This window comes from Fibrobacter sp. (assembly GCF_045131395.1).
Classification (GTDB): domain Bacteria; phylum Fibrobacterota; class Fibrobacteria; order Fibrobacterales; family Fibrobacteraceae; genus Fibrobacter.
The window spans coordinates 218,794-244,363 of record NZ_JBGUQY010000046.1 but is presented as its reverse complement, the minus strand read 5'-3'; the positions used below and the strand labels follow the sequence as shown (position 1 = coordinate 244,363).

At 51.9% G+C, this 25,570-nt stretch carries 22 protein-coding genes and 2 pseudogenes; 7 read left to right on the top strand and 17 right to left on the bottom strand.

Features of this window, described 5'->3' with window-relative positions:
• Positions 1-313 precede the first annotated feature (313 nt).
• The 3 genes from ACJMNB_RS12245 to ACJMNB_RS12235 are packed head-to-tail and all read left to right on the top strand — an operon-like array spanning position 314 to position 2,879.
• Positions 314-1,972, top strand: a complete 1,659-nt coding sequence (locus ACJMNB_RS12245) for an EAL domain-containing protein (RefSeq protein WP_405342852.1) — start codon at positions 314-316, stop codon at positions 1,970-1,972.
• Between the two features lie 26 nt (positions 1,973-1,998).
• Positions 1,999-2,193, top strand: coding sequence for a hypothetical protein (locus ACJMNB_RS12240; protein ID WP_141225553.1), 195 nt, complete (start codon positions 1,999-2,001; stop codon positions 2,191-2,193).
• Positions 2,193-2,879 carry a MauE/DoxX family redox-associated membrane protein gene (locus ACJMNB_RS12235; RefSeq protein WP_405342850.1) on the top strand — a complete coding sequence of 229 codons (687 nt, stop codon included), beginning with the start codon at positions 2,193-2,195 and terminating at the stop codon, positions 2,877-2,879. The genes ACJMNB_RS12240 and ACJMNB_RS12235 overlap by 1 nt, the downstream gene beginning before the upstream one ends.
• Here the strand turns inward: ACJMNB_RS12235 and ACJMNB_RS12230 are convergent.
• Positions 2,857-3,987 carry a glycosyltransferase gene (locus ACJMNB_RS12230; RefSeq protein ID WP_405342848.1) on the bottom strand — a complete coding sequence of 377 codons (1,131 nt, stop codon included), beginning with the start codon at positions 3,985-3,987 and terminating at the stop codon, positions 2,857-2,859. The two genes, ACJMNB_RS12235 and ACJMNB_RS12230, sit on opposite strands and share 23 nt — an antisense overlap.
• Before the next feature lie 40 nt (positions 3,988-4,027).
• Between ACJMNB_RS12230 and ACJMNB_RS12225 the strand changes: the two genes are divergently transcribed.
• From ACJMNB_RS12225 to ACJMNB_RS12210, 4 genes are read left to right on the top strand one after another with little or no spacing between them, the layout of a single operon-like run.
• Positions 4,028-4,981 carry a glycosyltransferase gene (locus ACJMNB_RS12225; protein WP_405342846.1) on the top strand — a complete coding sequence of 318 codons (954 nt, stop codon included), beginning with the start codon at positions 4,028-4,030 and terminating at the stop codon, positions 4,979-4,981.
• Positions 4,978-6,075, top strand: coding sequence for a glycoside hydrolase family 99-like domain-containing protein (locus tag ACJMNB_RS12220; RefSeq protein ID WP_405342844.1), 1,098 nt, complete (start codon positions 4,978-4,980; stop codon positions 6,073-6,075). The genes ACJMNB_RS12225 and ACJMNB_RS12220 overlap by 4 nt, the downstream gene beginning before the upstream one ends.
• Positions 6,072-6,971: a glycosyltransferase family 2 protein gene (locus tag ACJMNB_RS12215; RefSeq protein ID WP_405342842.1), complete on the top strand. Its 900-nt coding sequence runs from the start codon at positions 6,072-6,074 to the stop codon at positions 6,969-6,971. Before ACJMNB_RS12220 ends, ACJMNB_RS12215 begins: the two co-directional genes overlap by 4 nt.
• Positions 6,955-8,391 (top strand): hypothetical protein, encoded by a 1,437-nt coding sequence (locus ACJMNB_RS12210; protein ID WP_405342840.1) that lies wholly within the window; start codon positions 6,955-6,957, stop codon positions 8,389-8,391. Before ACJMNB_RS12215 ends, ACJMNB_RS12210 begins: the two co-directional genes overlap by 17 nt.
• Positions 8,392-8,413: 22 nt before the next feature.
• Here ACJMNB_RS12210 and ACJMNB_RS12205 read toward each other — a convergent pair whose 3' ends face one another.
• From ACJMNB_RS12205 to ACJMNB_RS12130, 16 genes and pseudogenes are all read right to left on the bottom strand, one after another.
• Positions 8,414-8,788, bottom strand: a complete 375-nt coding sequence (locus ACJMNB_RS12205) for a PTS sugar transporter subunit IIA (protein ID WP_405342838.1) — start codon at positions 8,786-8,788, stop codon at positions 8,414-8,416.
• A gap of 54 nt (positions 8,789-8,842) precedes the next feature.
• Complete coding sequence (locus ACJMNB_RS12200; RefSeq protein WP_405342836.1) at positions 8,843-9,856, bottom strand: aminoglycoside phosphotransferase family protein; 1,014 nt, start codon at positions 9,854-9,856, stop codon at positions 8,843-8,845.
• A gap of 18 nt (positions 9,857-9,874) precedes the next feature.
• Positions 9,875-10,891, bottom strand: coding sequence for an ABC transporter permease subunit (locus ACJMNB_RS12195; RefSeq protein WP_405342834.1), 1,017 nt, complete (start codon positions 10,889-10,891; stop codon positions 9,875-9,877).
• A gap of 32 nt (positions 10,892-10,923) precedes the next feature.
• The gene (gene dapB / locus ACJMNB_RS12190) at positions 10,924-11,754 is read right to left on the bottom strand and encodes a dihydrodipicolinate reductase (RefSeq protein WP_405342832.1); all 831 of its coding nucleotides are present in this window, start codon (positions 11,752-11,754) and stop codon (positions 10,924-10,926) included.
• 42 nt (positions 11,755-11,796) lie between these two features.
• The gene (locus tag ACJMNB_RS12185; RefSeq protein ID WP_405342830.1) at positions 11,797-13,845 is read right to left on the bottom strand and encodes a transglutaminase domain-containing protein; all 2,049 of its coding nucleotides are present in this window, start codon (positions 13,843-13,845) and stop codon (positions 11,797-11,799) included.
• Positions 13,842-14,975, bottom strand: a complete 1,134-nt coding sequence (locus tag ACJMNB_RS12180; protein WP_405342828.1) for a DUF58 domain-containing protein — start codon at positions 14,973-14,975, stop codon at positions 13,842-13,844. The genes ACJMNB_RS12185 and ACJMNB_RS12180 overlap by 4 nt, the downstream gene beginning before the upstream one ends.
• A 74-nt stretch (positions 14,976-15,049) precedes the next feature.
• Positions 15,050-15,961 (bottom strand): AAA family ATPase, encoded by a 912-nt coding sequence (locus ACJMNB_RS12175; protein ID WP_405342826.1) that lies wholly within the window; start codon positions 15,959-15,961, stop codon positions 15,050-15,052.
• A 54-nt stretch (positions 15,962-16,015) separates the two neighbouring features.
• Positions 16,016-16,843: a deoxyribonuclease IV gene (locus tag ACJMNB_RS12170; RefSeq protein WP_405342824.1), complete on the bottom strand. Its 828-nt coding sequence runs from the start codon at positions 16,841-16,843 to the stop codon at positions 16,016-16,018.
• A 25-nt stretch (positions 16,844-16,868) separates the two neighbouring features.
• Positions 16,869-17,561: a glycosyltransferase family 2 protein gene (locus ACJMNB_RS12165; RefSeq protein WP_405342822.1), complete on the bottom strand. Its 693-nt coding sequence runs from the start codon at positions 17,559-17,561 to the stop codon at positions 16,869-16,871.
• A 69-nt stretch (positions 17,562-17,630) separates the two neighbouring features.
• On the bottom strand, positions 17,631-18,683 hold the full coding sequence (locus ACJMNB_RS12160; protein WP_405342820.1) for an NAD-dependent epimerase/dehydratase family protein: 1,053 nt from the start codon (positions 18,681-18,683) through the stop codon (positions 17,631-17,633).
• A complete protein-coding gene (locus ACJMNB_RS12155; protein WP_405342818.1) occupies positions 18,683-19,126 on the bottom strand; it encodes a hypothetical protein in 444 nt (147 codons plus the stop codon). The genes ACJMNB_RS12160 and ACJMNB_RS12155 overlap by 1 nt, the downstream gene beginning before the upstream one ends.
• A gap of 35 nt (positions 19,127-19,161) precedes the next feature.
• A complete protein-coding gene (locus ACJMNB_RS12150; protein ID WP_405342816.1) occupies positions 19,162-21,033 on the bottom strand; it encodes a GDSL-type esterase/lipase family protein in 1,872 nt (623 codons plus the stop codon).
• Positions 21,034-21,036: 3 nt separating this feature from the next.
• On the bottom strand, positions 21,037-22,863 hold the full coding sequence (locus tag ACJMNB_RS12145) for a carbohydrate-binding protein (RefSeq protein ID WP_405342814.1): 1,827 nt from the start codon (positions 22,861-22,863) through the stop codon (positions 21,037-21,039).
• A 66-nt stretch (positions 22,864-22,929) separates the two neighbouring features.
• Positions 22,930-23,256, bottom strand: a complete 327-nt coding sequence (locus tag ACJMNB_RS12140; RefSeq protein WP_405343336.1) for a T9SS type A sorting domain-containing protein — start codon at positions 23,254-23,256, stop codon at positions 22,930-22,932.
• Positions 23,257-23,496 (bottom strand): annotated as a pseudogene (locus tag ACJMNB_RS12135) (carbohydrate-binding protein); the annotation flags it as partial. It lies immediately after the preceding gene.
• A 168-nt stretch (positions 23,497-23,664) separates the two neighbouring features.
• Positions 23,665-25,527, bottom strand: a pseudogene (locus tag ACJMNB_RS12130) (rhamnogalacturonan lyase); the annotation flags it as partial.
• Positions 25,528-25,570: the final 43 nt, after the last annotated feature.

Here is a 25,570-nt window from a genome sequence, read left to right as displayed (position 1 = left end):
TATTATCGTCGTTCACACTTATAAATTAAAATTAAAAAAAACACGATGCAATACCTTTTACAACCCCAAAATTGAAAAATTCACCCCAATCAAACAGTTTTAAATTTTTTCTGATTTTTTTTATGAAAACATGCTACAACGCGTATTATATAGCAAAGAACGACATTCATCTTATAAGGGTTTTTATAAACCGAAAGGATACAAATTCCGCCTCAAACAGCTCCCCGACTTACCTCGGGAAGCTCTTTTTACATATATTTATCTTACGAAGCGAGAAAAAGAGATGTCAACGTTTAGGTCTAGACTAAATATCATGGTGATTGAAGACGATCCGGATTGCCAGGAAATTTTGCAAAATGTTCTGGAAGAGTCTTATAACATCACCGTTGTCGGAAATACCCAAGAAGCCCTGCTTCTGTTGATGGATTCTCACATTACCTATTCCCTTATTTTCTTGGAATTGAGCCTCCCTGACAACGCCTGTATTGAATTTTTAAAACAGAGAAGAGAGCAGAATGCCCTGCAAGAAATTCCAGTCATCGTCATTACCGGAGAAGGAACCGACAATGGGTGCTTCAAGCTAGGGGCAGACGAATTCATCCGAAAGCCCCTGAACACCCCCGACATCATTCTTGCCCGTTGCGAACGCATTCTATCGCTGTACGAAAACAAGAACCTGATTTCGCAAACCGAAAGGGACAAGCTCTCGGGACTTTATACCATTGACTACTTCTTTGAATACCTGAAGCAGATTATCCCGTTGGACATGGGCTCGGACCGCGACGCCATTGTCATTGACATCGAACATTTCCGCCTGATCAACGAGATTTACGGCCGAGGTGTCGGCGATCAGGTTTTGGCAGAAATCGGCGCCTATCTACAACAGATTTTGACCAACCTGAATGCCATTGCCTGCCGTGCAGGCGCAGACATATTCTTTGTCTACTGCATTCACCAAGATGACTACCAGGAACTTCAGGCAGCACTCCAAGCTATCCTTGCCCACAATATCAAGGTCAGCAATATCCGAGTCCGAGTGGGTGTATGGCATTACGTAGAACGAGGAATGATAGACCCCGAAACCTGGTTTGACCGGGCCAAGAGCGCATGCGTCCGCATTGGCGGCAACTATACAACCTCGGTTGCAGTCTATAACAGTGGATTACACAGCAAGCACCTTCGCGAAGAGCGCCTGATCAGGGACGTTTACGAAGCCATTGAACACAAGGACTTGAAGGTTTTCTACCAACCCAAATATGCCATCCAAGGGGACAAGCCCCATTTGCGCAGCGCCGAAGCCCTAATCCGCTGGATTCACCCCACACTGGGTTTTATCAATCCGGGCGATTTTATCCCGCTGTTCGAATCCAACGGCCTGATTCAGATGGTAGACTACTACGTGTGGAAAGAGGCTGCCGCCCAAATCCGCCGCTGGAAAGATGAATACGACTTTACGGTTCCGGTTTCGGTAAACGTCTCACGCATTGATATTTACGACCCGGATCTTGAAAACAAGTTCTGCAATATTTTGAAAGAGAACAACCTTTCGCCTAGCGAGTACCTGATTGAAATTACCGAAAGCGCCTATTCCGAAAACGCCCAGGGTTTAATCGAAGTTCTTGAAAGCATGCGCAAAAAAGGCTTCAAGATCGAAATGGACGACTTTGGCACCGGATATTCCTCCCTGGGCATGCTGACCGAAATTCCTATCGATATTCTCAAAATCGACATGTCTTTCGTCCGCAACATGGAAAAACATGAAAAGAACAAGAGGATGGTGGAACTGATTATCGACATCGCCAAGTTCTTGAAGGTTCCCTGCGTTGCCGAAGGCGTCGAGACGGAGGCCCAGTTGCGAACCCTTAGGAAAATGGGATGCGATGTCATTCAGGGTTATTTCTTCTCCAAGCCGGTAGCTCCCGAAGATTTCGCGAAGTTTATTGAAAAAGAAAAGAGCCTGTGGACTAAATAAGACCGAAGATTTTGTATCTTATGGATATGAAATCAATTGCACTTAAAGTATTCGATTACCTCAAGAATTACTTAAAATCCCTGAACTGGATTGTTTTGCTCGGAATTGCAGCTTTCTGCATCGCCCTTGCCGTCATCAACAACATTCGCGTTGAAGATTCCAAGTCTGTCGATTGGATTGGCAGCCAGGAAATTCTCGCCAAGCCGGACGAGGTGCTGTAATGAAGAAGACCATTATCTCTGCAGCACTCCTTGTGGTAGCCTCGATTCTCGTGGCCATCGGTGTCGCCGAAATTTCGTTCCCGGAATCCTTCTTGACTTTTACCGACCAAGATTGGCTGATTGACATTTGGCCCAAGGCTTACCGCTACAATATTCAAGTGGGTCTCGGCGCCATCATCATCGCCACGGGTATTTGCGTTCCGGCTTACCGCCTGCAAAAGGACTTCGCTGTCCGCGCACTGGAAACCCTGTTCCGCGTGGGCATTGGCGGCATGTTCATTTTCGCCAGCATCTACAAGATTCAGGACCCGCACCAGTTTGCAGTTCTGGTGGCCCAGTACCAGTTCTTCCCCGCTTTGCACCTGGAAAGCGTGAACAACTTCTTTGCGCTGGTGTACCCCCAGTTTGAATTCTGGTTTGGCCTCGCCATGATTGTAACGCCCTTCGTGCGAGAATCGGCCTTCGCCATTTTCTGGATGTTCGTAAGCTTTATCATCGCCCTCACTTGGGCCCTGGGCAACGACCTAGGAATTACCTGCGGTTGCTTCGAGCTGGAAGACGGCGATGCCCACGATAAGGCCGAAGCTTGGACCAGCCTGATTCGCGACTTGATTCTGATTTGGCCGACGCTCTGGCTAGCCACCCGCCAGAACCACAGCCTGATTAAAGTGTGGAAAAGAAAGTAAGAACGCGCTGACTGAACGATTTCATGGAGCAGTGGTCCAGAAGGGCCGCTGCTTTTTCGTTATCCAGCACGCTTTCGCCAGCGAGCACGCGGTCAAGGACGCGGGCATAGGCCTCCGCATCCGTCGGCGGATCGATAAGCGGACATACGCCTTCAAGATTTTCTTTGACAGCAGAGGTCGCCGCCCCTACCGACGGTGTTCCGCAAGCAATCGCTTCGATTGGCGGAAGTCCAAAGCCTTCTAAAAGGGAGGGATACACCATCAAGTCTGCATGGCGATAAAAGTCTCGCAATTCCTGGGCCTGGAACTGACTAAAATGATAAACGTTATAGAGTTTCTTGACATTCACAATTTCACGCAGGCGTTCCGAGAACTTACCTACGCGAACAAAGGCCACTTGCGGCCTGAGGCTTGCCATTTCAAAGAACGTCTCGATATTCTTGCGGGGTTCATCAAGGCTCACGTTCAGGCACATGCCGTCAAAATTCTTGATTCCGTACTTGCGAAGGAACATTTTTTTCTCTTCAAAAGTAGGTACTTTTTCGGGTTTGTTAAACAGGGCGCTATCGATAGGGCAACCGATGACGGCACCGGGTTTCTGGGACATTTGCGGGCCGAAATGGCCAGCGGCTTCGCTGCGAGTCCAGCCCGAATTATAGACAAATGAATCAGCCTTGACGGTGGGGCGAATATAGAACAGGTTCAGCAACTTGAACTTCATGCTGTTCGGGTACAAAGTCTCGGCAAATGTGTCATGGACGAACATCACCGTCTTTGCGCGCCCCTTAACCACCGGCACAAGGAATCCCAATTCAGGACGGATAAAGAAGACAATTTCCGGCTGGATTTTCTTGACCAGTTTTTTCAGCGGAGAACGGAAGCTAAGATAGCCTGTATAAAGGGATTTCGCCCAGACTTCGTGAGAAACGAATGCCGGATTATCTGAAGGAGTGGCCTTCGACTGGGCCGCCGTCCCAAAGAACTTCGGCGTCTTCAGCCAAAGCACATGGGGTTCAAATTCCCCGGCAACCGCCTTGACCAGATTCAAGGTCAATCGTCCAAAACTCGTACACTCGTTTTTGTCGCAAACAAATAAAATCTTCCGCATCAACTCAAAAATAGAATATTCGATTTGCTATATTCATTGTATGGCTAAAATAGGCATTGTTCTTGCAACTTACAACGGAGAAAAGTATCTGGCACAGATGCTGGATTCGTTGATGGCACAGACAAGGCAAGCCGATTTTATTGTAGCCGTAGACGACGGGTCCAAAGACAGCACCCCTGGCATTTTAGAAAGTTACCGGGAGCGTTTGCCCCTCCAAGTGACCCGTCTCGAAAAAAATTCAGGACACCGAGCCGCCTTTTCAAAAGCCCTGGAACTGGCAAAGCCCCAACTGGAAGATAACGACCTGATAGCCCTGGCCGACCAGGACGATGTCTGGTTGCCGCAAAAGTTGGAAATTCTTGAAAAGGCCATGGAAACGGGAAATGGCGAAAAACCAGCTCTCGTTTTCGGAGACGCCCAGGTAATCAATGCCAGCGGCAAAACGATAGCCGAATCCTGGAGAAACATTTCGAACATTCCTACAGAGCTCACGACCGAAGCAAGGATTGCCGGAACAAACAATGTGACGGGCTGTCTTTCCCTTTTTAGGGCAAGCCTACTCAAATACGTTTTGCCCATTCCCCCTGCCGTCGGTGTTCATGATGCCTGGATTGGACTACTAGCCGCCCAGCATGGGAAGGTAACCGCTCTCAAGGAACCCGTCATCTTATACCGGCTGCACGACGAGAACTCTGTGGGCCTAGGGACCCCCTTCAGTTTTGATGAAACCTGCCGTCGCCAAATCGCCTGGACCGACATGCTGCTTGAAAAAAGTGGCTTACTGAACTTAAGTTCTGCTCAGCTAAAGTTCCTGAAAAAACTAAACCATTATTGGCACCGCCGATCGAAATTCCCCATTTTGCTGACTTCGACCGTTTTCTTAATCCGTTCAAGGAAACACCTGTTCTCCCATTCCGAACGCCGATTCAAGAAAGTTCTCTTTTCGATATTGGGCTCGCCCGCCGTACACCTTCTCTTTGGAAAAGATAAATGAAGACCATCGCATTCTACTTACCGCAATATCATCCGATACCGGAAAACAACCGCTGGTGGGGCGACGGTTTTACTGAATGGCATAACGTGAGCCGCGCCAAGCCTCTTTTCAAAGGACACCGCCAACCCCAGGTTCCGGCGGAGTTGGGATTCTACGACTTGCGCTGTGACGAAACCCGTCACGAGCAGGCCGCTCTGGCGAAACAGTTCGGCATCGACGCCTTCTGCTATTACCACTACTGGTTCAACGGCAAGCAGCTCCTGGAAACTCCCCTGAAAAAGCTCCTTGCGGACAAGGCATGCGACATGCCCTTTTGCCTTTGCTGGGCAAACGAGACCTGGTCCAGGGCATGGGACGGCAAAGACCGCGAAATCCTGATGGAACAGGTTTACAGCGACGAAGATTCCAAGCGCCATGCCGATTACCTGTGCGAGATTTTCAAGGATTCCCGCTACCTGAAATCCCAGGGAAAGCCGGTATTCATCATTTACCGTGTCGGCAAGATGGACAACCCGGCAAAGTTTGTCCAAGTCCTGAATGAATCTGCCCAGAAAGCGGGATTCGAAGGAGTCCGTGTTTTTGCGGTACGCAATTTTGCCTGCGATGTTCCTGACGACAAGCTGGCCTCTTATGGCATCAACGACATTGTGGATTTTCAGCCCAACAACACCGAGTACCCGCCACGCTCCGCTTTGGGCAAGGGCATTCGCCTGTTGCAGCGCCAATGGAACAGCCTCGCCAAGAAAATCGGCCTCCCAGAGGTTTACTCCGTACTTCGCCTCCGCTACACCGACGTCGCCAAGAATGTCCTGAAGCTTTACGAGACCTTCAGCGAGCATCACTACCCCACGGTTTTCCCCAACTGGGACAATTCTCCCAGAAGAAAAGCAGCCACCATTATCCAGAATGACAACCCATCCGATTTTGCCAACTGGGTACGAGATGCAGCAAATATTGTACGCAAGAGAAGCGAAGACAACCAGTTCCTCTTTGTGAACGCATGGAACGAATGGGCAGAAAGCGCCCACCTGGAACCGGAACAGAAAATGGGCAGAGCATTCTTGGAAGCGTTCAAGAAGGGTATTTCTGAATGAGTTCATCTGTCTGCGTCATCCTCGTCAATTTCAAGAACGAACAAAAGACCGTAGATTGCCTACGCGCCCTTGAAAAGAGTACGATTCAGCCCGCATGCGTCTGCGTTGTGGACAACGCCTGCACCGAGGAATCAAAACAATTTTTCTTGAGCCAAACCTTCGGCGTTCAGGTCCGCTGGATATGGAACACTGAAAACAGGGGCTTTGCCGCCGCCTGCAACCAGGGAATCCGAGCCCTTCGAGAAGAATTCGCCAACACCTACATTTGGCTGTTGAACAACGACACCCTTCCCGAAGCAGACGCCCTCCAAAAATTGCTGGAAAAAGCCATCGCCACCCAGGCAGGCATTACCGGTTCCCAGATCAAAAAAGCCAACGGGGAATTTTCGGGCGGAGTATGCTTTATTCACCCGAAACTGGCAACCGTGCGTAGGCCCAGTTCTCCCGATGACACGGGGTTCGACTACGTGGAAGGATCATCCTTCCTGATTTCTCCGGATTGTCTGAAAAAGACGGGACTTTTAAGCGAAGAATATTTCTTGTACTTTGAAGAAAGCGACTACTGTTGGAAGGCCAAGCGAAAAGGATTTACTTTGGCCTGGGAAACAGACAGCGTCATCTGGCATGACATCGGTTCTTCTACCGGAAGCGAAATCGCAAAGGGCGCCGTTCCCTTTTTTATTGACTGCCTGATGATTCGAAACCGAATCCACTTCGCCTTGAAAAACGGATTCCCTACAGCAAGCGTATTGGTTGGATTTGTCATCAGTCTCCTTTTGCGACTGAAGCGACTCCAGTTTTCTAGAGTTACAACAATCATCGCTATCACCCTTTCCAAAAAGCTTTTCAAGAAATTTGTTGAACGTAACGGGGGTTATTATGAAATTCAGGATTAGCATTACTGCAGGCATCGTACTGGGACTGATGCATTTTTCATTCGCCCAGGGGTCCCATATTAGCTTCGCTGATTCCGCCCGTCACCATCAAGTCAACATCGGCGCGCAGTTGGTGGATTCCCTTGCCATTACGAACCTGACCAACGCCCCGACTCACTATGACAACTCAGCATCGGTACGCCTGTTTTTGAACGGACACTTTACGGAACGATTCCTGTTCAACGCCAGCGTCAAGGTGAGCACGGACCACACGAACAAAGAAATCTACGACAACTTTTACAACCCCAGCGAAGGCGTCCCCTACAACAAGCAAAGCGAAAACAAGCGCACCTGGGACATTTTTACCGCCAGTGCCCGCTACGACCTGGATGCCGTGAAACTCCTCGCCGGTTTCGACTATTTGAGCATGGGCCCCGCCCGCAGAAACCATGTGATCTTGCGGGGTGAGCAGAACAATTACCGCCCGTGGCAAGACAGCACCAGCCGCATTTATGAACCGGCACCCACGCCCTATTTCGGCTACCAGTTTGAATTAGGTCCCATAGTTTATTCCCAGTACGCCATGAAGCTTTTCGAAAAGAAAAACTTCGGCAAGTACATGCACGTCCACCGCTTGGACCTGAGCCTTCCAAAAAACATTACACTTGGTCTTTCTGAAACGGCCCTCTACGGAAGCACCACCGAAGACTACCCGAACCCCAACGAAGACGCCGACAGTACCGGTCGCGAATTCGAATGGGCCTACGTGATTCCCTTTATCCCTTACGTTTTCCAGGAACACCTGCAGGGCGACCAGGACAACATTTCGCTGGCCTTCGACTTGAGCGTAAAAACTATTCCGAACTGGGAATTCTACGGAGAACTCTTGTGGGACGATATGAAGTCCCCCACATCCATGTTCGATGACGGCTGGTGGGGCAACAAGTGGGCCACCTCCGTTGGCGTTGCCCGCGACAGCCTGAAACTCGGCAGCACCCTTTGGAACTGGTACCTAGAATACACCCGCGTCGAACCTTGGGTCTACACCCACCACAAGGGTGGCGGCTACACTTACCGCAGCTACTCCCAAAGCCTCGGCACCGATCTCGGCCCGAACAGCCAGGAAGTCTACAGCGAAGTCAGTGGTCTTTACAAGGTGGAAAGCGGATTCCTGAAAGACGCCCTGTTCAAGGGAACGCTCCATGCAAGCGCCGTCGCAAAAGACACGGCCTTCGGTGGAAACATCACCGACATGCACACGCCCGAAAGCGCCACCGACAAGAAATTCTTGGACGACAAAACCACCTTGCACTACGTGGAGCTCGGCGGTAAAATCGAAATCAAGCCCTGGGATTGGATGACCTTCCGCGCAAGCTACGACCGTTACTTCGGTGATTACGAAGGCTTCCGCGCCATGGTGGGCGGAAGCTTCCAGTACTAATTGAATAAAATGACAACGGGAATTAATCCTCGAACAGAGCATTCAGCTGTTCGGGGGTTTTTGCTTCTAAGGCCTGAGTTCGCCACTGCGGGTTCAACAGCTTACGCGCAATATTTGCGATAAACTGTGTATGACAAGTGGCAGACTCCGCCGGTGAGAGCAGCAGGCAAATGTACTGCGGCACCTGTCCCGCCTTTACGGCAATGTCGGTAAAGCCCTTGGGGCAAACGGCAAAAGCAAACAGGGGCTGCGGAAGGCCCGGTACACGGGTATGCGGCAAAAGCAAGCCCTCGCCCATGTAGATTCCCTGGGAAACACGTTCCGACAGGGACTTCCATGTAGCCATGGCATCGAACTTGACCGGGCCATGTACAAGGGCATCGTAAGCGAAACCCAAAGCCCTTGCAAAAGACTCGGGTTCCGAGTAGTGTTTTACGTATATAGGTTGCATTTATACCAACGCATTTTCCATGAAGTCGAACACCTTCGGAGAAGTTGCCTTGGCAATCTTCTTGAATTCATCGAACACAACGCGAAGCTGACGCTTACCCGGTTCAATGTACTGTTCGAACTTCTGGATCCCCTTCACCTTGCTGAGGAAGCAGTAAGCACCCATGGCCTGCATCACGCGCTGCAAGCTGGCATGAATAAAGGCTTCCCAGGCATCTTCCTTGGTGTAAGTCTTGGTTTCGCGATAAGAAACGCGCCAGTATTCAAAGAAGTCCTTGATTTCGGTCAGGGAAAGTTCTACGTAGGGATCCCACAGGAGAGAGGCCAAGTCATAGAACATGGCACCGCGACGAGCGCCCTGGAAATCCACGAATGCAATTTCGGAATTGGGCTTTACCATGATATTCTGGCTCTGGAAATCGCGATGCATCAGGACCTTGTGCTGGGCTTCCACAGAAACAGCGATCAAGGAATAGAACTGACGCACATATTCGGGAAGTTCCTGAATGCCCTTGAAATTCTTCAAGTAGTTTTCGGTAAAGTAGTCCGTTTCCCACTTGAGAGCAGCGAAATCAAAGCGACGGAGCCAGAGGTCAGAGCGAGAACTAAAAAGCGAGCGGGAAATGTTCTGCCACTTGATCAGGGAATCGATGACTTCGGGGTAAAGAATACGAACGTTGCCCGTCTTCTTTTCGGAACCCGGCGTCACAATGTTGTCGAGCAAGTTATGGGCGCCCAGGTCTTCTTGAAGCACCGAGCAGGAGGCTTCATCTACGCAGTAAATGCGCGGTACAGGGAGACCAAAAGAATTGAAAGCTTCGGCATAATCCACAAAGCGCTTAAAATCTTCATCGACCGAGGCAGAAACCTGCAGAACAGAACTCTGCTTATCCGAGGCAATTCGGTAGTACTTGCGACCCGAACCGGCACCGGCAATAGGGGTTATTTCGTAATCGGCATAGCCGCGGGACTTCAAAAACTTTTCAATAACAGGCGAAACAATTTCGTTACTCATGCTATCTAATATAGCAAATCAAGAAAATTTGATGCGCGGGTCCACAAGAGTGTACAGGATATCGCTAAACAGGCGCCCAATCATAGCCATCAAGCTACTCAGGAAGATGACGCCCATGACCACGTTATAGTCGCGGTTCACCATGGAGTTGTAATAAAGCAGGCCCATGCCGTCAATATCGAAGACCTTTTCGATGAGGAGCGCGCCCGCAAACATCAAGGTGCAAATCTCGGAAAGACGGGTGGCAATGGGAATCAGGGCGTTGCGCAGCGCATGGCGCACCAGCGCCTGGTTAAAGCTCATGCCCTTGGCAAGGGCAGTACGCATGTAGTCCTTGCCCAACTCTTCCAGCGCAGAATTCTTCATCAGGAACGTGAGGAAGGCGAATTCGCTAATCATGTAGCAGAAGATGGGCAGAATCAAATGATGTCCCAGGTCTACAATCTTTTCGAAAAAGCTAAAGTCCTCGAAGTCATCGCTGGTGAGGCCGCCCAACGGGAAAATATCCAGATATGAACCGCCCGCGAGGAAGATAATCAGCAAGATACCGAGAGCGTAACCCGGCATCACGTAGCCCGAGAAAATCACGCCCGAGCTGAAGGAATCCAGCTTACTGCCGTGATGCACCGCCTTCCAGAGGCCCAGCGGAATACAGACAAGGTAACTCAGGAAGAACGAAGTCACGCCAAAGAAGAGCGAAATCGGGAACCGGCTCACAATAACGTCCCACACGGGGAGGCCATAAGTGTAGCTGGAGCCCAAATCTAAATGCAGAACATTCCAGAGCCAAGTCAGGTAGCGTTTCCAAGCGGGCTGGTCAAAACCGAAGTACGCCTGGATTTGTGCAATCTGGTCGGGAGAGAGCGCCTTGGAGGCATCAACCCCGCCCTTCATGGCCGCGGCCTGCTGGGCACGGGAAATCATTTCTTCCACCGGACCGCCTGGCAACAGCTGGATGAGTATAAAACACACCAGCGAAATCCCGATGAGCGTCGGGATCATGAGCAGCAGGCGTCGGAGGATATACGAACGCATCTAAGGTGTCATCCTGAGCGCAGTCGAAGGATCTAGCGCATCTTGCCGGAGCGCAGCACGTCCATCATGTTGAAGGGCCTGGCGGTTCCGTTTGCAATGTGGCAAGCGAGGAAGTTCACAGCGTCCACAGTGCCTTCGGCATAAATCTTGCGGCCGCAGACATTGTGCTGGAATTCGAAGTGAACCGTACCGTCGGCGCTATCGAGGCTGTAGGTGTGGAAGGCATGGCCGCCGAGGTATTCTTCGGGCACATGCATGCGTTCCATCTGTTCCTTTTCGTTGCGGACCTTTTCGATGTCATCGACAGAGAAGTCAAAGCCCATCTTCTGGAAGTCACCCACCACAGCGCGGGCGGTACCGCTCGTATCGGCCTTGGTCTTCTGGTGGCTTTCAACCACAGAAAGCTTGTAGCCGCTGAATGCCGTCGGGAATTCCTTGGCCAAGAATTCAATCATGGTCTGGAAAGCCACAATCTGCTTTGCCATATTCGGGGCGATGACGCTGGGGTGATTGGCGTCGGCAACGAGCTTGGCGAGAGCTTCGCGGTCACCACCGGTAGTGCCCATCACAAACGGAATCTTGTGCTTCACGTAGAAGGCGGCGTTGTCGTTCACTGCCGTCGGGTGCGTATAGTCAATGCAAATCACATTCGGGTACTTTTCAAGAACTTCAGCAATGCGAGCTTCACGATTGCTCGGCTTCAAGAGTTGAATGGTCTTGCCGGCGACTTCGGCTTCGTTTTCTACGATAATTTCACCCGTCAGAGAATACGGGACGAGTTCCAAGCCGCGAGCCACGCAGGTTTCGGCCACGATGCGGCCCATGCTACCCGGGATACCATTAACCATCACTTGAACAGACATATAATCTCCTGATTTTTTTTGAAATACAAGATAGTAAAATATTTATTTAACCCAGCGGTTGGCTTCGTAGTCGTCAAGAATTCCCAAGGCCTGGCGTGCCTTCTGCATTTTTTTGAGAGAGGTTTGGTCCTCGGCGAGGTGTGAAAGCGCAATCCGAACGCGAGCGGCAAATTTGCCGACCGTTTCGCCGGGCTCCCGCCTAAATCCAGCGCGGGCTAAATCCCGCTCGGCGCGGTTAAGCTTGCTTGTCCATTCTAGAGACCGCGCCGAGACATAGGCGCGATTCTTGGAGCTTAATTTATACGCAATATAAATCTTGCGGCCAGCAAAGCCCGCAACAAGAATGGCAAGCACCGCATAAAGAATCGGGCTTTCCAAGAGTGCGGTTGATTGATTCTGCCAATTGTCTACGACGCGACGCCATTCGCCTTCCTTAAGGGCATGCATCACGCGGGCGAAACGCCCGCGCACGCCCTCCCATTTGACGCTCCACCAGCTAGGCGATTGCGCAAACTGCGGCAAAATGGGAGGCGTCGGGTCGAAGATTACCCAGCGACCATCTACAAGGGCTTCGACCCATGCATGCGAATGCTTGCGGCGGAAAATGGAATAGGGTCGTCCTTCCGCCACTTCGGGATTCGCAAAGCCCGTCACATACCTTGCCGGAATATTCAAACGGCGCAGCACCAGCGTCGCCAAAGTCGCATAATATTCGCAGAAACCCTGCTTTTCGCGCCAGAAAATTGACAAGGGATCTTTTTCCACATTGCCCCCGCCACCTTCCCAGCGGGAAATTCCCGGCACCGTCAGGGAATAGGTAAAGTTCGCAAGATAATAGGCTAGGATTTTCTGGAGCACCTCGGAATCCGAGGATTCCCCGGCCGAGTCCGCTAAGGCTGAGTCGCGCAGCCCCATCGCGGCAATGACCGTATCGATCAGCGGCCAGTAGCGTTTGCCCACCATCAAGTCGCCCGCACTCGGCATAAGCAAGGTATCCGGCAAGGAGCAAGCCCGCGGAGCCTTCTCTTCCGAAACAGGCCTGCACTTAAAATAATGCCAGTCCGAACGTTTTCCGTTCCCGTTCAGGCCCTGCACCATGCCGCCCGCATAATAAGTAAGCGAATCCACATCCTTCGCGGCATAGCCCACGGCTCCATAAGGCGCAAAGGCAAAGCCGAAATTATCCAATGTGGACTGTACCCAAACCTGCTCCACTTCGCGCAGGGAATCTGTCTTGGTCAACGAATCCACCGTTTCGAACACGGCATAGTCCACCTGGTAATAAGCAGGGTAAAGCCTTTTCGCAAAGGACGTCGGCAATTTCCAGATGCCTGCCACATACTTTTCGTAACTGGCCGCCTTAAGGTAGCGAGAAGGATTTTTATCCCACACACGCAACACCACCTGGCTATTGTAACGGGAATTATAATTGCTCCCAAAGCTACCCAGAGCAGCCACCGGATCAAAGCCCATCATGCGATTGCGCTGGTAATACTCTTCGGCCATTTTGGCACCGTAACGGTATCGCTGATTCTTCCAGTGAAGCCAGCCACCATAAGAAATACCGCCGAGACCGGCAATCACAAGCAAAAAGAGCACATACTTATAAGGCGCAGTTCCGCGACGGCTGTAAGCGCACAACGCCAACAAGAATCCCACGAGCCCCACAGGCGCCCAACCGCGAGGCACCATGTACATTCCCATCAACAAGGCAGCCACGCCATCGAAGGCCACAAAGGCCTCAAAGCCACCATTTCCGCGGCTTCGCTCCTGCAATGCCGCCAAATACAGCAGGTAAATTCCCGGCAAGAAAATCAGATAAGGAGACACGCCATTTTCTACAGAAGGCGTCATCACCCAAAAGAGCGCAAGAGGTACAATCGCGCCGTAAGCCAGAATCTTGTTGTAACGGGGGCGCTTGGCAAATTCGCGGCGGCGCGTAGCATTCAACACGCCAATGACAATAAAATAAACCGCAAATAAAATCCCGAGCCACAAAAAGTCAAAGGTATTGCCCAGATTCACCGAGGCAACGCAAAGGAACAGCACCTTGAAGGCGTAGCGGATGTCGACTTTCTCGCGAACCATCATAGCGTCACCCTCTCGCCGTCCAAATCTTCAGGCGAAACCACCAGCAGTTTATCTTCGGTGGAAGCCGGATAATTCCCCACCACGAGATGCTTGTTGACGAAGGAATCTTCGTTGGCGTAAAGCCCCACTCGAAGCACGGGATCCATGGGCCTTGCCGCAGGCGTCCAAGGGCTAGGCTGTTTTCCGTACGCCAGCGATGCCGCCGGAATTCGCGCCAGAGCATCCAGCAAATTCTTGCGGCTTTCGCTGCCGCCGTCCAAAGCAATCTCTTCGCTATCGATAAAGAATCGTCCGAGAATTTCGCGGTCCAAGAGCCACTCGCCCACAGCCGCCGTCATGCGAATGGCCTGCTCCAAGTACTGCCGCGACTTGAAATTCGGAGTTGCGGTATCCAGGAGCAGAATCACACCTGCGCCGCGTTCCACTTCAAATTCCTTCGTGAAAGGCTTTCCGTAGCGGGCAAAGGCCTTGTGGTGCAAATCTCGCAAGGAATCGCCTTCGCGGTAGGGGCGCACGCCTATAAAATTCATGCCGCGAGTCAGGCTCGGCATCAAGAAGGGCGCAAACACCATGCCCGAAGCGCCCTGCGTCAGAAACGGGAAATCTTGCACTTTGAGCACACGCGGGTAAACCAGCAATTCCACCGAGCCGTTAAAGCCGTAAGGCCAGCGTAAAAGTCCCATGATTTCGGGAACATTTGCCGACACCTTCGTAAGCATAAAGGAGCCGCGGCGCGTTGTAAGCACTTGGCATTCCATCTTGCGCGGCGGCTCGCCCTTCTTAATCTTCTCGCGGTCCGATTCAACGCCTGTGAGCGAGGGCGGCAAACGGTTCGCCCCCAAAGTCACGCAATCAATCGTAGAACGCACTGCCACATAAGCGGTCACCGTAGCCGTTTCGCCTTCGCGAACCCGATTCACCGAGACGCTTTCAATCCAAATCTTGCTCCGCTTCGCCGTTCCGAACAGGCTAAAGACAAGCCCCAAGAAAAGCAGAAAGTCAACGCCCGCAAAAATCCAGGCCGCCCAGAATCCGGGCACCACCCCAGCAAACATGGCCAGCAAGAACAAGGCGGCAAGGGCGCGGCCCGCCGGGGTAAAGTAATCCAGCCACCAAAAGTAAACAGCCATCAAAACTCCCGATTTTTTCGGGGCCCGCGGAATCGCGTTCAACAGCCATTTAAAGAAGGAAGGCATTTGCGTCCTTATTTCGGAATCGCCACCTGTTTCAGGATTCCCTGCAGAATCTTCTTGCTGGCTTCAGGGTCGCCGCTATCCTTGGCAAACACGCGATGTTCCATCACCGGGAAGAACACTCGCTGAATATCATCGGGATTCACGAAGTCGCGGCCATTCACATAGGCACAAGCCTGCGCCATGCGCACCAGGTTCATGCCCGCACGAGGGCTCGCCGCCAAACGCACGCCGCCATCATTGCGCGTGGTCTGCACCAGGCTCACAATATAGCGTTCCAGAGATTCATCAATATGGATCCGTTGCACTTGGCCGCGTGCCGTCAAGACTTCTCCGGGAACCGTCACCGCACGCACAGAATCCAGCGGACGACTCGTGCGGTGAGCACGCAAAATATCAAGTTCCGTTTCTGCCGTCGGATACCCCACCGAAATGCGTACCATAAAGCGGTCCATCTGAGCTTCGGGCAGCGGGAACACCCCGTGGAATTCCACCGGGTTCTCGGTCGCCAGTACCATAAAGAGTTCCGGCAACTTATAGCGCTCTCCTTCCAACGAAACCTGGCGTTCTTCCATGGCTTCGAGCAAGGCGCTCTGCGTACGCGGCGAGGCACGGTTAATTTCATCTGCCAAGAGCACCTGGGTAAAGACAGGTCCCTTCTTGATTTCAAAGTCACCGGTATTCGCCTTGAAAACCGCACCGCCCGTCACATCGGCGGGCAACAAATCCGGCGTAAACTGGATTCGCGCAAAGTCTGCACCAATCGCAGCCGCAAGCGCTTTTGAAAGCGTGGTCTTTCCCGTGCCGGGAACATCTTCCACCAGCACGTGACCGTCGGCCAACAGCGCCATGACCAAAAGTTCTACCGTCTCGGATTTTCCGAGCAGCACCCCATTTAAAGAATCTATCAGCTCTTTTACCATACTTTAAATATATATAAAAGCGGCTGATAATCAACAATTATTTACAATTAAGGCCTATTTCGCCCGTTCGCGCATCAGGGCGATTTCTTTTGCGTAACCGGGCAATTCATTCGGCGTTTCCAAGTAGAACGGCAAATTTTTGAGCGCCGCATGGTTCACCACCCGCGTGAGCGCTTCCAAGCCGATAAATCCAGCCCCTAAAACCTCGTGACGGTCCTTATGGCTGCCCATGGGGTTCTTGCTATCGTTCAGGTGAATCGCCTTCAAACGCATTAGGCCAATCACCTTGTCAAAATTTTCAAGAACGCCATCCAGGTCGTCAACAATATTATAGCCGCCATCAAACACATGGCAGGTATCCAGACAAACGCCCAGTTTATCGCTCAGTTCAACGCGGTCTATAATCGCACGAAGTTCTTCAAAAGTACGCCCTACTTCGGAGCCCTTGCCCGCCATGGATTCAAGCAGCACAAGAGTCTTTTGTTCCGGCTTCAAAATCTGATTCAGCGCACGTGAAATCAAGTCCACGCCCACTTCCACACCCTGCTTCACATGACTACCGGGGTGAAAATTATACATCGCGCCCGGAAAATGATCCATACGCCAAATATCATCGGTCATTACATTGACCGCATATTCACGCAAGCCTTCGTCAGCAGCGCAAGCGTTCAGCGTATAAAGGGCATGCGCCAGAATCGGAGCAAAATGATTGTCATTCAGCAGCTTGACAAGCGCCTGGGCGTCAGCGGCATCAAAGGGTTTTGCCGACCCGCCGCGAGGGTTACGGGTAAAGAACTGAAAGGTATCAGCGCCAATCGAAAGCGCCGTTTGTCCCATGGCCAAAAAGCCGGCCGAAGATGATAAATGACAACCGATATGCATAGATGTTCTAAATATAAATACGGAATTAAGCGCCAAGGCGGCGCAAAACCTGTCTCAAAACCCGCAAGCCGTAAGGAACAACCCTCAAATTGGATTTTTCGCCAGCATAACGGGTGGGAATAGGGAGTTCAGCCAGTTTCAAGCCCCGCGCATCGGCAATGGAAATGAGTTCCAAATCGATATCAAAAGAGGGGCTCAACTTTTCAAGATTCACCTTTTTCAAGAAATCCGCAGAATAGACAATGAAGCCGCTGTGTCGATCCGTGAGTTTCTGCCTGAATGCCACATTTTCAATCGACGTCAAGAAGGTGCCTCCAAGACGCTTGTACAAGGGCATATTTCCCGCTTTTGCTCCGCCACGGGTCAAACGGCGAGAGCCCTGCACCAAGACAGCCTCGTTGGACTTCAAATGGTCAAAAAAGTCCTGCAATTTTTCAGCCGGGTACTGTCCGTCGCCATGCAGGCAGGCAACGTAGGCCGCTCCGGACTTTATCCCTTCAGAAACGCCCTTCTTTACAACAGATCCGTAGCCGTGATTTTGTTCAAAACGCATGTAACGCAAGCGGCTCTTTTTCAAGTTGCCTGCGGGATCCTTGTCCAAGCCTTCCACATAATTTTCAAAAGCGCCGCGAGTATCGTCTACAGAGCCGTCGTCAATCACAAGGGCTATGGCACGATTCCATACGCTATCGGGAATTTTGCGCAATACATCAGCCAATGTACTTGCGACATTATACGCGGGAACGAAGATAAAATATTCTGAATTCATCGCAATGGATTGCTTCGCCTACGGCTCGCAATGACGTAAGTCATAATGTCCAACAAACCAGCGGAGCGATTCTTCAAGGGCTGTTCGGAGCGGAATTTTCGCCTTGAAGCCCAACAAGTTTTCGGCCTTCGCTACCAACGGAAGCCTGCGCAAGGAATCATCGTAACCCTTGCCGTAATAGTCTTCGCCCGAAACCACTTCTACACCGGGGACATCGCTTTCAGGCACGTCCTTGACCGAAGCAAATACCGAGCGCATCAGGGCCGCCAATTCAGCAATGGACACCTCGTTGTCCCCATTGCCCACATTGAATGCCTGACCGACGCCCGCATCGGCATGGGTAAGCAGGCTGAAGATAAAATCAACGGCATCGTGAACCGAAGTAAAGCAGCGCTTGGCCGCTCCCCCATTCACAAGCTTAAGGGTTTCGCCACGGACCAAGGCCGTCGAGAAATTCGCCAGCACACGGGGAATTCCTTCGCCATCGATGCCTGGCATAAAGTCCATGAAGGGGCCCACAAAATTGAAGGGGCGAACCACGGTCCAATTCAAGCCCGCAAGACCGGCCATGTAGCGTTCGGTCAAAAGCTTGGCCGTGGCATAGCTCCAGCGGCTTGCCGCCACAGGACCCAGCACAATTTCTGAAAAATCTTCTTCAAGTGCGGGAGAATCTGCAGCCGTCTTGCCGTAAATTTCGGAGGTAGAAAAATGAATGAGCCAACTGCCGCTCTTGGCGCAGGCATCCGCCAGCGCCCGCGGATGATCGTAATTACTGCGAATCACTTCGGCGGCTTCCGCCATATAACGCCCGGGCGTGCATATGGCAGCCAGATTCACCACCACCGGGTACTGGGCAATCCGCGCTACCACAGCCGAATCCGCAAGATCTGCGCACAAGAATTCAAACCGGTCATTGGCCAAGTGTTCCTGAATGCGATAGGATTCCAGGTCCACGCCAAAGACACGCCAACTGGTGCGTTCAAAGATTGCCTTCAGCAGATGGCAACCAATAAAACCACCGCAACCCACGATGGCTACGGTGATACTACGATCGCTGAATTGGAGGTTCATTACTCCGTGACCTTGAAGGTGCCGGACTTGCCAGCCTTGGCCTGATTGGAGTACGGGTAGATATAGATGTAGGCGTCATCTGCGGCTTCGATGCCAAGCTTGGAATCAAGAACAGCAGTGTATTCGTTACAGGTCTTTCCGTCGATCACGGCATCGTCGATGCTTTCTTCGAACAGGTTGATCTTCTTTTCGCCATCGTTGAAGCGGATTTCCACGCCAAAGCCGCCGAAGTCCATGTCAGAACCGAAAACGATCTTGACGGATTCACCCAGCTTAAAGGATTCGCCACCGGCCGGAGAAACGACCTTCACGCCACCCTTGACAGTACAATCGTAAGCGACCTTGCCGTCATCGGAGCTTGTAGACGAAGAATCGCCGCAAGCAGTAAAAGCAACCGCTGCAAGAACAGCACAAGAAGAAGCTGCAAACTTAAAGAAATTCATATAAACTCCTTTTCGCGAAAAATAACGCGTTTTCTTTAATATACAAAAGGTTGCTGTAAAGAAACTCGGCCATTCAGGCGAATTTGCAAGAAATAGCGGCCTTTAGGGAGTTTTGCCCCATTCGAAAGCACAGAAACCGTGCCCGCCGGGACATTTCGGACTTCACGCTTCAAGTTTTTGCCCATGACATCCATCAACTGGACTTCCATCAGGCCACCCGGAGTCGAAACGGTCAAATGACGGGCATCGAAGGAAACCCCTTCGGAAGACGCCGTTGCCAGAATCGCGGTGGTGCTGCTGGAGGATTCCACATCGTTTTCCACCTTCGTCGGCTTGCAACCGGTGCGGTACACGCCCTTGATGTCAAAGGCAATCATGTCAATATTGGGACCGCCATCGCTTGTGGTCGAGGCTATCTTCATCTTGAAATCCAGTGCATCCACCCAGACGTCTTCGATGTAGGCGGTATCCCACTTGTCCCAGCTACCCGTAGAGGGGAACGCCACATCGTAAGTACCGTTATCAATGGTGAACTTCATGTCGCGATTGGAATTACCCTGGAAGGAATAGCGGATCATGACGCGGGCATTGGAGGCCGACTGGTCAGAAGTCAACTTATAAGTTGCGGTACTGTAGGCGCTGTTTTCAATATTGAAGAAGCCCTGGCCCGTATAGCCTTCATGATTCGTTTCTGTCAGACCATCTGCAACTTCGGGGCTAGCCATCTCGACAGGAGAAGGCCAGGTTGCGTCAGCGGTGCCATCAAAGCAAAGTTTCGGATCAATGGAGCTAGAGGATTCCGGGCCTTCGGAACTAGAAGAAGTCGGATTGTCGCTACCGGAATCTTCGTCATCGTGCGCAATTTTCTTGCATTCAGAACCGCCCTTGAACATGGCCGTATAAGTAATGTTGCGGGCCTTGGTCTTGAAACCGTAATAGATAGCACTCTTCGAAAGTTCATTGCAGTCGTCATCCACCCACTTTTCGAAAGTCTGGCCGTTGGGCGTCACGCGAAGCGTCATCGGGGAACCCGCCGGGAAGTACTGGGTCTGCGTAATGAGGCCGTTGTAGTTCGAAAGGTTGGTCTGGACCTTGATGGTATAGCGCTTCTTGATGGCGGAAACCAGAGTGGTCAAGGCGGCCTTGGCGTCAGCAGAAAGATTCGAATTGCTCTTGAGGTTTTCTTCGAGTTCTTCGCAAATCATCTGGGCGTGGCCCATGGAGCCCATTTCCTGGAAGTGCGTGGTTCCGTCGTTTACGCCATCAGGATAATTCGGGTATTCACCCTTTTGCAACGACTTGTACAGGTAACGCGTCACGTAATCAGGAATGTTCTTGTAAGTCGTATTGTAGGTATTGTACGACTTCATGTTCAAATCTACAAAGGGAACCTTGTTGTTCTTGGCCACCGTCTGCATCATGCCTCGGGCATCGTAGTTCTTGTCGCCCGTAGAGAACACGTTACGGCTACCGTTCAGGTTCATGGGAGAAATCAAGACGGCATTAGCGCCCTTCGCCTGAGCGGCATCCACGTACTTCTGGATATAACCGGGAAAGTCCGCAGGGGGTACATAACGGGCCTCTTTACTATAGTCGCGGTCGTTATGGCCGAACTGCACGAAAAGATAATCGCCCTTCTGGAGCTTGCCCTTGACTTCGTCCAAGCGGCCTTCTTCAATGAAGGTTCTCGAACTGCGGCCACCGATGGCATAGTTGTTCACCTTCACGCGAGACGCGTCGAAGAAATAACCGAGAACCTGGCCCCAACCCGTTTGCGGGTAAACGTTATCCTTATAAGTTTGCACTGTCGAATCGCCCACCACATAGATAGCGAAACTGGTGGAATCGCTAACGGCGACACCCGCAAATACAGCGGCAGCGATGAGGAACCTAAACATCCCTTTCATAATTTACCTCACCTTTGCGTAGTTGGCGACAAACTTTGCGCTACCCTGACGAACCACAATGCGGTAGAGTCCAGCAGATTTCACCATGGTCGCAAGGGAAACTTCAGAAACATTTTCCACAATCCGCTTGGCCACCAGGCGACCGCCCATATCAAAAACGTTCACATGGGCACGTTCCGTACCGGCAAGGTGCAGCATTTCACCCTGCAAGCCAAAACCCATGTTGCCCTTCACACCGGCAAGAATCGTTGTCAAGGAATCTTCATCGGGGCAACCTTCGCTCACGCGGCAGACATCGTCAATGCTAAAACCGAAAGCATCGATATTTGGGCCACCATCGCTAGTGAGCGAAATAAAGCGCAAGTCCGCTTCGCCCATGGGAGCGTCCATCACCACATAGGCGGTATCCCACTTATCCCAGCTACCGGTAGGCGGAGCACTCACGTAATAGTCATGATCCAGATAAGCGTTGAACAGACGGTCGCTGGTACCGCCGTTGGAATAGCGCACGGCAAGCGTCACATAGCCCGCACCCGGGAACTTCATGCGGTAAGAGCCGAAGGAATTCTTTTCGTTGGCAACATTCCAGAAGCCTTCGCCCGTAAAGTCATCATGGTTACTTTCGGAGAAACCGTTGCCGGAATCCGGCTTGTAGGCGTCAAAGAACTTCTTGATGTTCTTGTCCACTTTAACGCTGTCTTCGGTGCTGCCGTCAATCGGTGTGAAGGGCACGAATGTCACATCGTCGAGGCTCTTGGGAGTCGTCGTCGGGAATGCGGTCAAAGCCTTGCCATCGCCTTCGTACTTCTGCGCCGTACCGCCTTCATAGACAGCCGTATATTGCGTTGCCTTATCACCCATCACGAAGGTATAGATATACTGGGACTTCACCGTCGAAACCGCCTGGTCGCTCACCTTGTTACCGTTGCCATCGTACCAGCCCAAGAACTTTTTGCCGGACTTCGGAATGGTCTTGAGCATCACAGTCATGCCCTTCGGATAGTAAGCGTTAATAGAAGTCGCCTCAGCAGAGCCTTCGGGCGAGACCTTCACGCTCACCTGATACATAGGCGCCATGTAATCGCCGAGCTTCTTGGTCATGACATCTTTATGGGCGCGCATCTGTTCGGTAATGATTCGGCCAAAGGCGTTGGCACCGTTCATCTGCAAGTGCACCTGGTCGGCCTGGTCGCTCTTGAGGTTGGAATATTCACCGCTAGTCGCATAGTTGAAAATGAATTGCTGGGCGTAAGACTCGCCCACCGAAATCATGTAGTTTGCAACCATCTCGCTCATGTCAATGAACGGAATTCCCAAGGAATCGGCAATGGCCTGGGCACGGGCCGGGTAGCCACGGTAGCTGTTATGAATCTGCGTCGGAGAATCGTAGTAGCAGCGACGAATGGGGCTCATGATAATCGGATATGCGCCCTTCGCCAAAGCTTCTTTAGCCATAGTACTCATGGCCACCGTAAACTTGGCTTCGTCACTCTTGCCCACATCGTTAATACCGAACTGGATGACCGCATAGTCACCGACCTGCAGCTTGTCCACAATGCAGTTTCCTGCAGAGCAACCATGCTTCCAGAACATATCGTAATAACCGTCGGCAGCCATGCCGCCCTGGCCGCGGTTCACCACCGCTGCCTTGGTCGCATCGAACCAGTAATGGAAATCTTGACCTTGGCCTTGTTTGGGGCAATAGCCAGCAGCCCAGTCTTGCATGGTAGAGTCACCGCACATGTAGATAGTCACCTGCGCCAATGCAATAGGAGCAGCGACCATGGAAGCCATCACGGCAGTTTGCCAAATCTTGCTAAACATCTTCATATCAAAACTCAAAAGCGCCTAGCCCCAATCCATCGTTCGGTGGACCAGGACTAGGCAGTGAGGTGTTTATTGTTCCGCAAATTTCTTTGCGAAAACAGCCTTTCCGTCGAGTTTGACTTTCACGACGTACATTCCTTTAGCGAGCAGTCCCCGTTCAAGCGCCATGGTTGTAGAACCAGCGTTTACGTTCTTCGAAATACCCACCCTTAAATTTCCAGACATATCGTAGAAGTAGACTTCTGCAAAGCCCGCCTTGGGAGTGAACAGCACGCCCGTAGAAGGATTGAAAACCACACCGTTCTTGAAGGATGCCACCGGCAGCACCGGGGTCGGATTCTCAATCTTCTGGGTACCGTCATAGAGTTCCACGCCATCGATACCGAAGGTGAACATGTCAAAATTCGGGCCGCCATCACTCGTGAGGGACTTGAAGGTCAAGGTATTCACGCCCTGCACCAGCTTCACGTCAACCGTGGCTTCGGAATAAGTCGTCCAATTCGAAGTCGAGGGGAACGAAACCGTGCCAACAGAAGTACCATTCACGCTCAGGGACATGCTGCGGGATGTCGAGCCGCCATTGGTAAAGCGGACGGTGAGCGTGGTCTTTGCTTCGGTCTGGGAGAAGATTTCCCAAGTGCCGTAGCTCGAAAGAGAATTGGTAAAGTTGTAATAGCCGTTCTTGAGGAAGCCGTCGTTAGACGTTTCCGCAACGCCATCGCCATCCTTCGGCGTAGAAGCATCCATTTCGGACTTGCCGTTGTTCACCACCGGTGTCGTATCGGTAGGAGCCGGCTCGTCGCCAGCCATGAACACGTTCGGCTGCTTAAGAGACTTCACCATGTCGGGCAGGTAGTAGCCCAAATGCGGAGGCTGGTTGTAAGCCGTATTTTCAGAAGCCACAGCAGTGCGGTAGGTGGCATCGTGCATCAGCGTATACACACGGTGTTCGCTGGTAACCGGAGTCGAAACTATGTATATCGTCGTCGGATCCTTCTCGGAACGCACTACCAGTTCTTCGCGCCAGTCGCCAAACAAGTCAGCAACTAAACTCGGAGTATTCTTGGTACCATTGCAGCCAGCAGCGCCAAGAGCCGACGGGCCATCAAAGTAAACATTGGACTTCTTGTTCTTGGAATCAAACTTGGTCAGGTAAGCGCCATCCAAGAGTTCGTCATATTCATCACCATCAAAGTAAATGCGGAAGTTCGTAGAGACAGAGGGTGTTCCAATAAGCTTGCCCTTCGCCGTCTTCATGCCGCCGCCCTTGCTGGACCACATTTCGAAACCGCGGTATTCGGAATCAATGTCAGCAGCCATGCCGCGACCATTGTCCACGCCGCCAGAACTCGGTTGCGGAGTACCCCAAATAATCTTGCCGTCATGGGCACGCATTTCTTCGGTGTACTGGGCATCCTTATGTTCATGCACATCCCAAAGTTCAAGGCCCGGGAGGTCCGGATCCAAGTCAGAAATATGATGAGCGTCGCCATGGCCAAGTCCAGTGCGGTAACGCAGCGAACCATCGTGATTCAAGGCCGCAGCACCGAAGAAAATTTCATCGTAGCCGTCACCATCGAGGTCCACCGCCTGAAGGCTGTGGTTTCCTTCGCCATATAGGCCCTGGCCTGGATATTCGGACTTATGGAGCCAACGAAGTTTCAAATCCTTTCCGTCAAAATCGTAGGCCGCTACATAAGAGGAGCTGTAATAGCCGCGAACAAAGATTGCGCTCGGATGGACACCGTCCAGATAGCCCGTTGCAGCCAGGTAGCGTTCGCAACGGTTACCGTAGTTGTCTCCCCAGTAGCCATGAGCATCCTTGCCCTTCACATGCTGGTTGATATCGCGACTCGGCTGGTATTCCACCGTCGCGATGGCAGCGCCGTCAACGCCGCGAAACACCGTCAGGTATTCAGGACCCTTGAGCACAAGGCCGTTGGCATCGCGGTAATCCTTGGACTTGTCGCCAATCGCCTTGCCCGTACCGTCAATCGTACCGTCGGCAGTCTTCACAATCATTTCGGCCTTGCCGTCGCCATCGTAGTCATAAACCTGGAACTGCGTGTAGTGCGCACCCGCGCGGATGTTCTTGCCCAGGTCGATGCGCCAAAGGCGCGTGCCGTCGAGCTTGTAGGCATCGATAAACACCGTGCCCGTGTAGCCCGTCTGCGAGTTGTCATGGGCGTTAGACGGATCCCACTTCAAAATCAATTCGTATTCGCCGTCGCCATCGAGGTCGGCTGCACTCATATCGTTCGGAGTGTAAGAACAAATTTCTCCATTAGGCATCGTCTGATTCGCCGGAACTTCAAGCTTGAGAGTCTTATACGGGAAGGACTTTCCGCTATTGGACACTGTCTTGTCGAGCACCACGGAAACACCTTGCTTCGCCTGTTCCTTGCCGCCCACCACAGCGGCTACCGTGTACTTGGAAGTGGTCTTGCCGTTCTTGTCGAGATAGTTGGTACCTGCCGACTTGGAAATAGACGCAATCTTTTCGCCATCGCGATACAGGTTGAACTCCGTATCCGGAGAATCCGTACCGAGCAAACGCCAGCTCACGAGAACGCCAGAACCGACGTTGCTAACCAGAACGCCTCGCGTAAGCCTTTCCATTTGGCGATCTGCGGCAGAAGCCTGCGACAAACCAAACGCAAGCACCATTCCCGCGACAACCGACGTCGTTTTTAATCCGAATCCCATATGC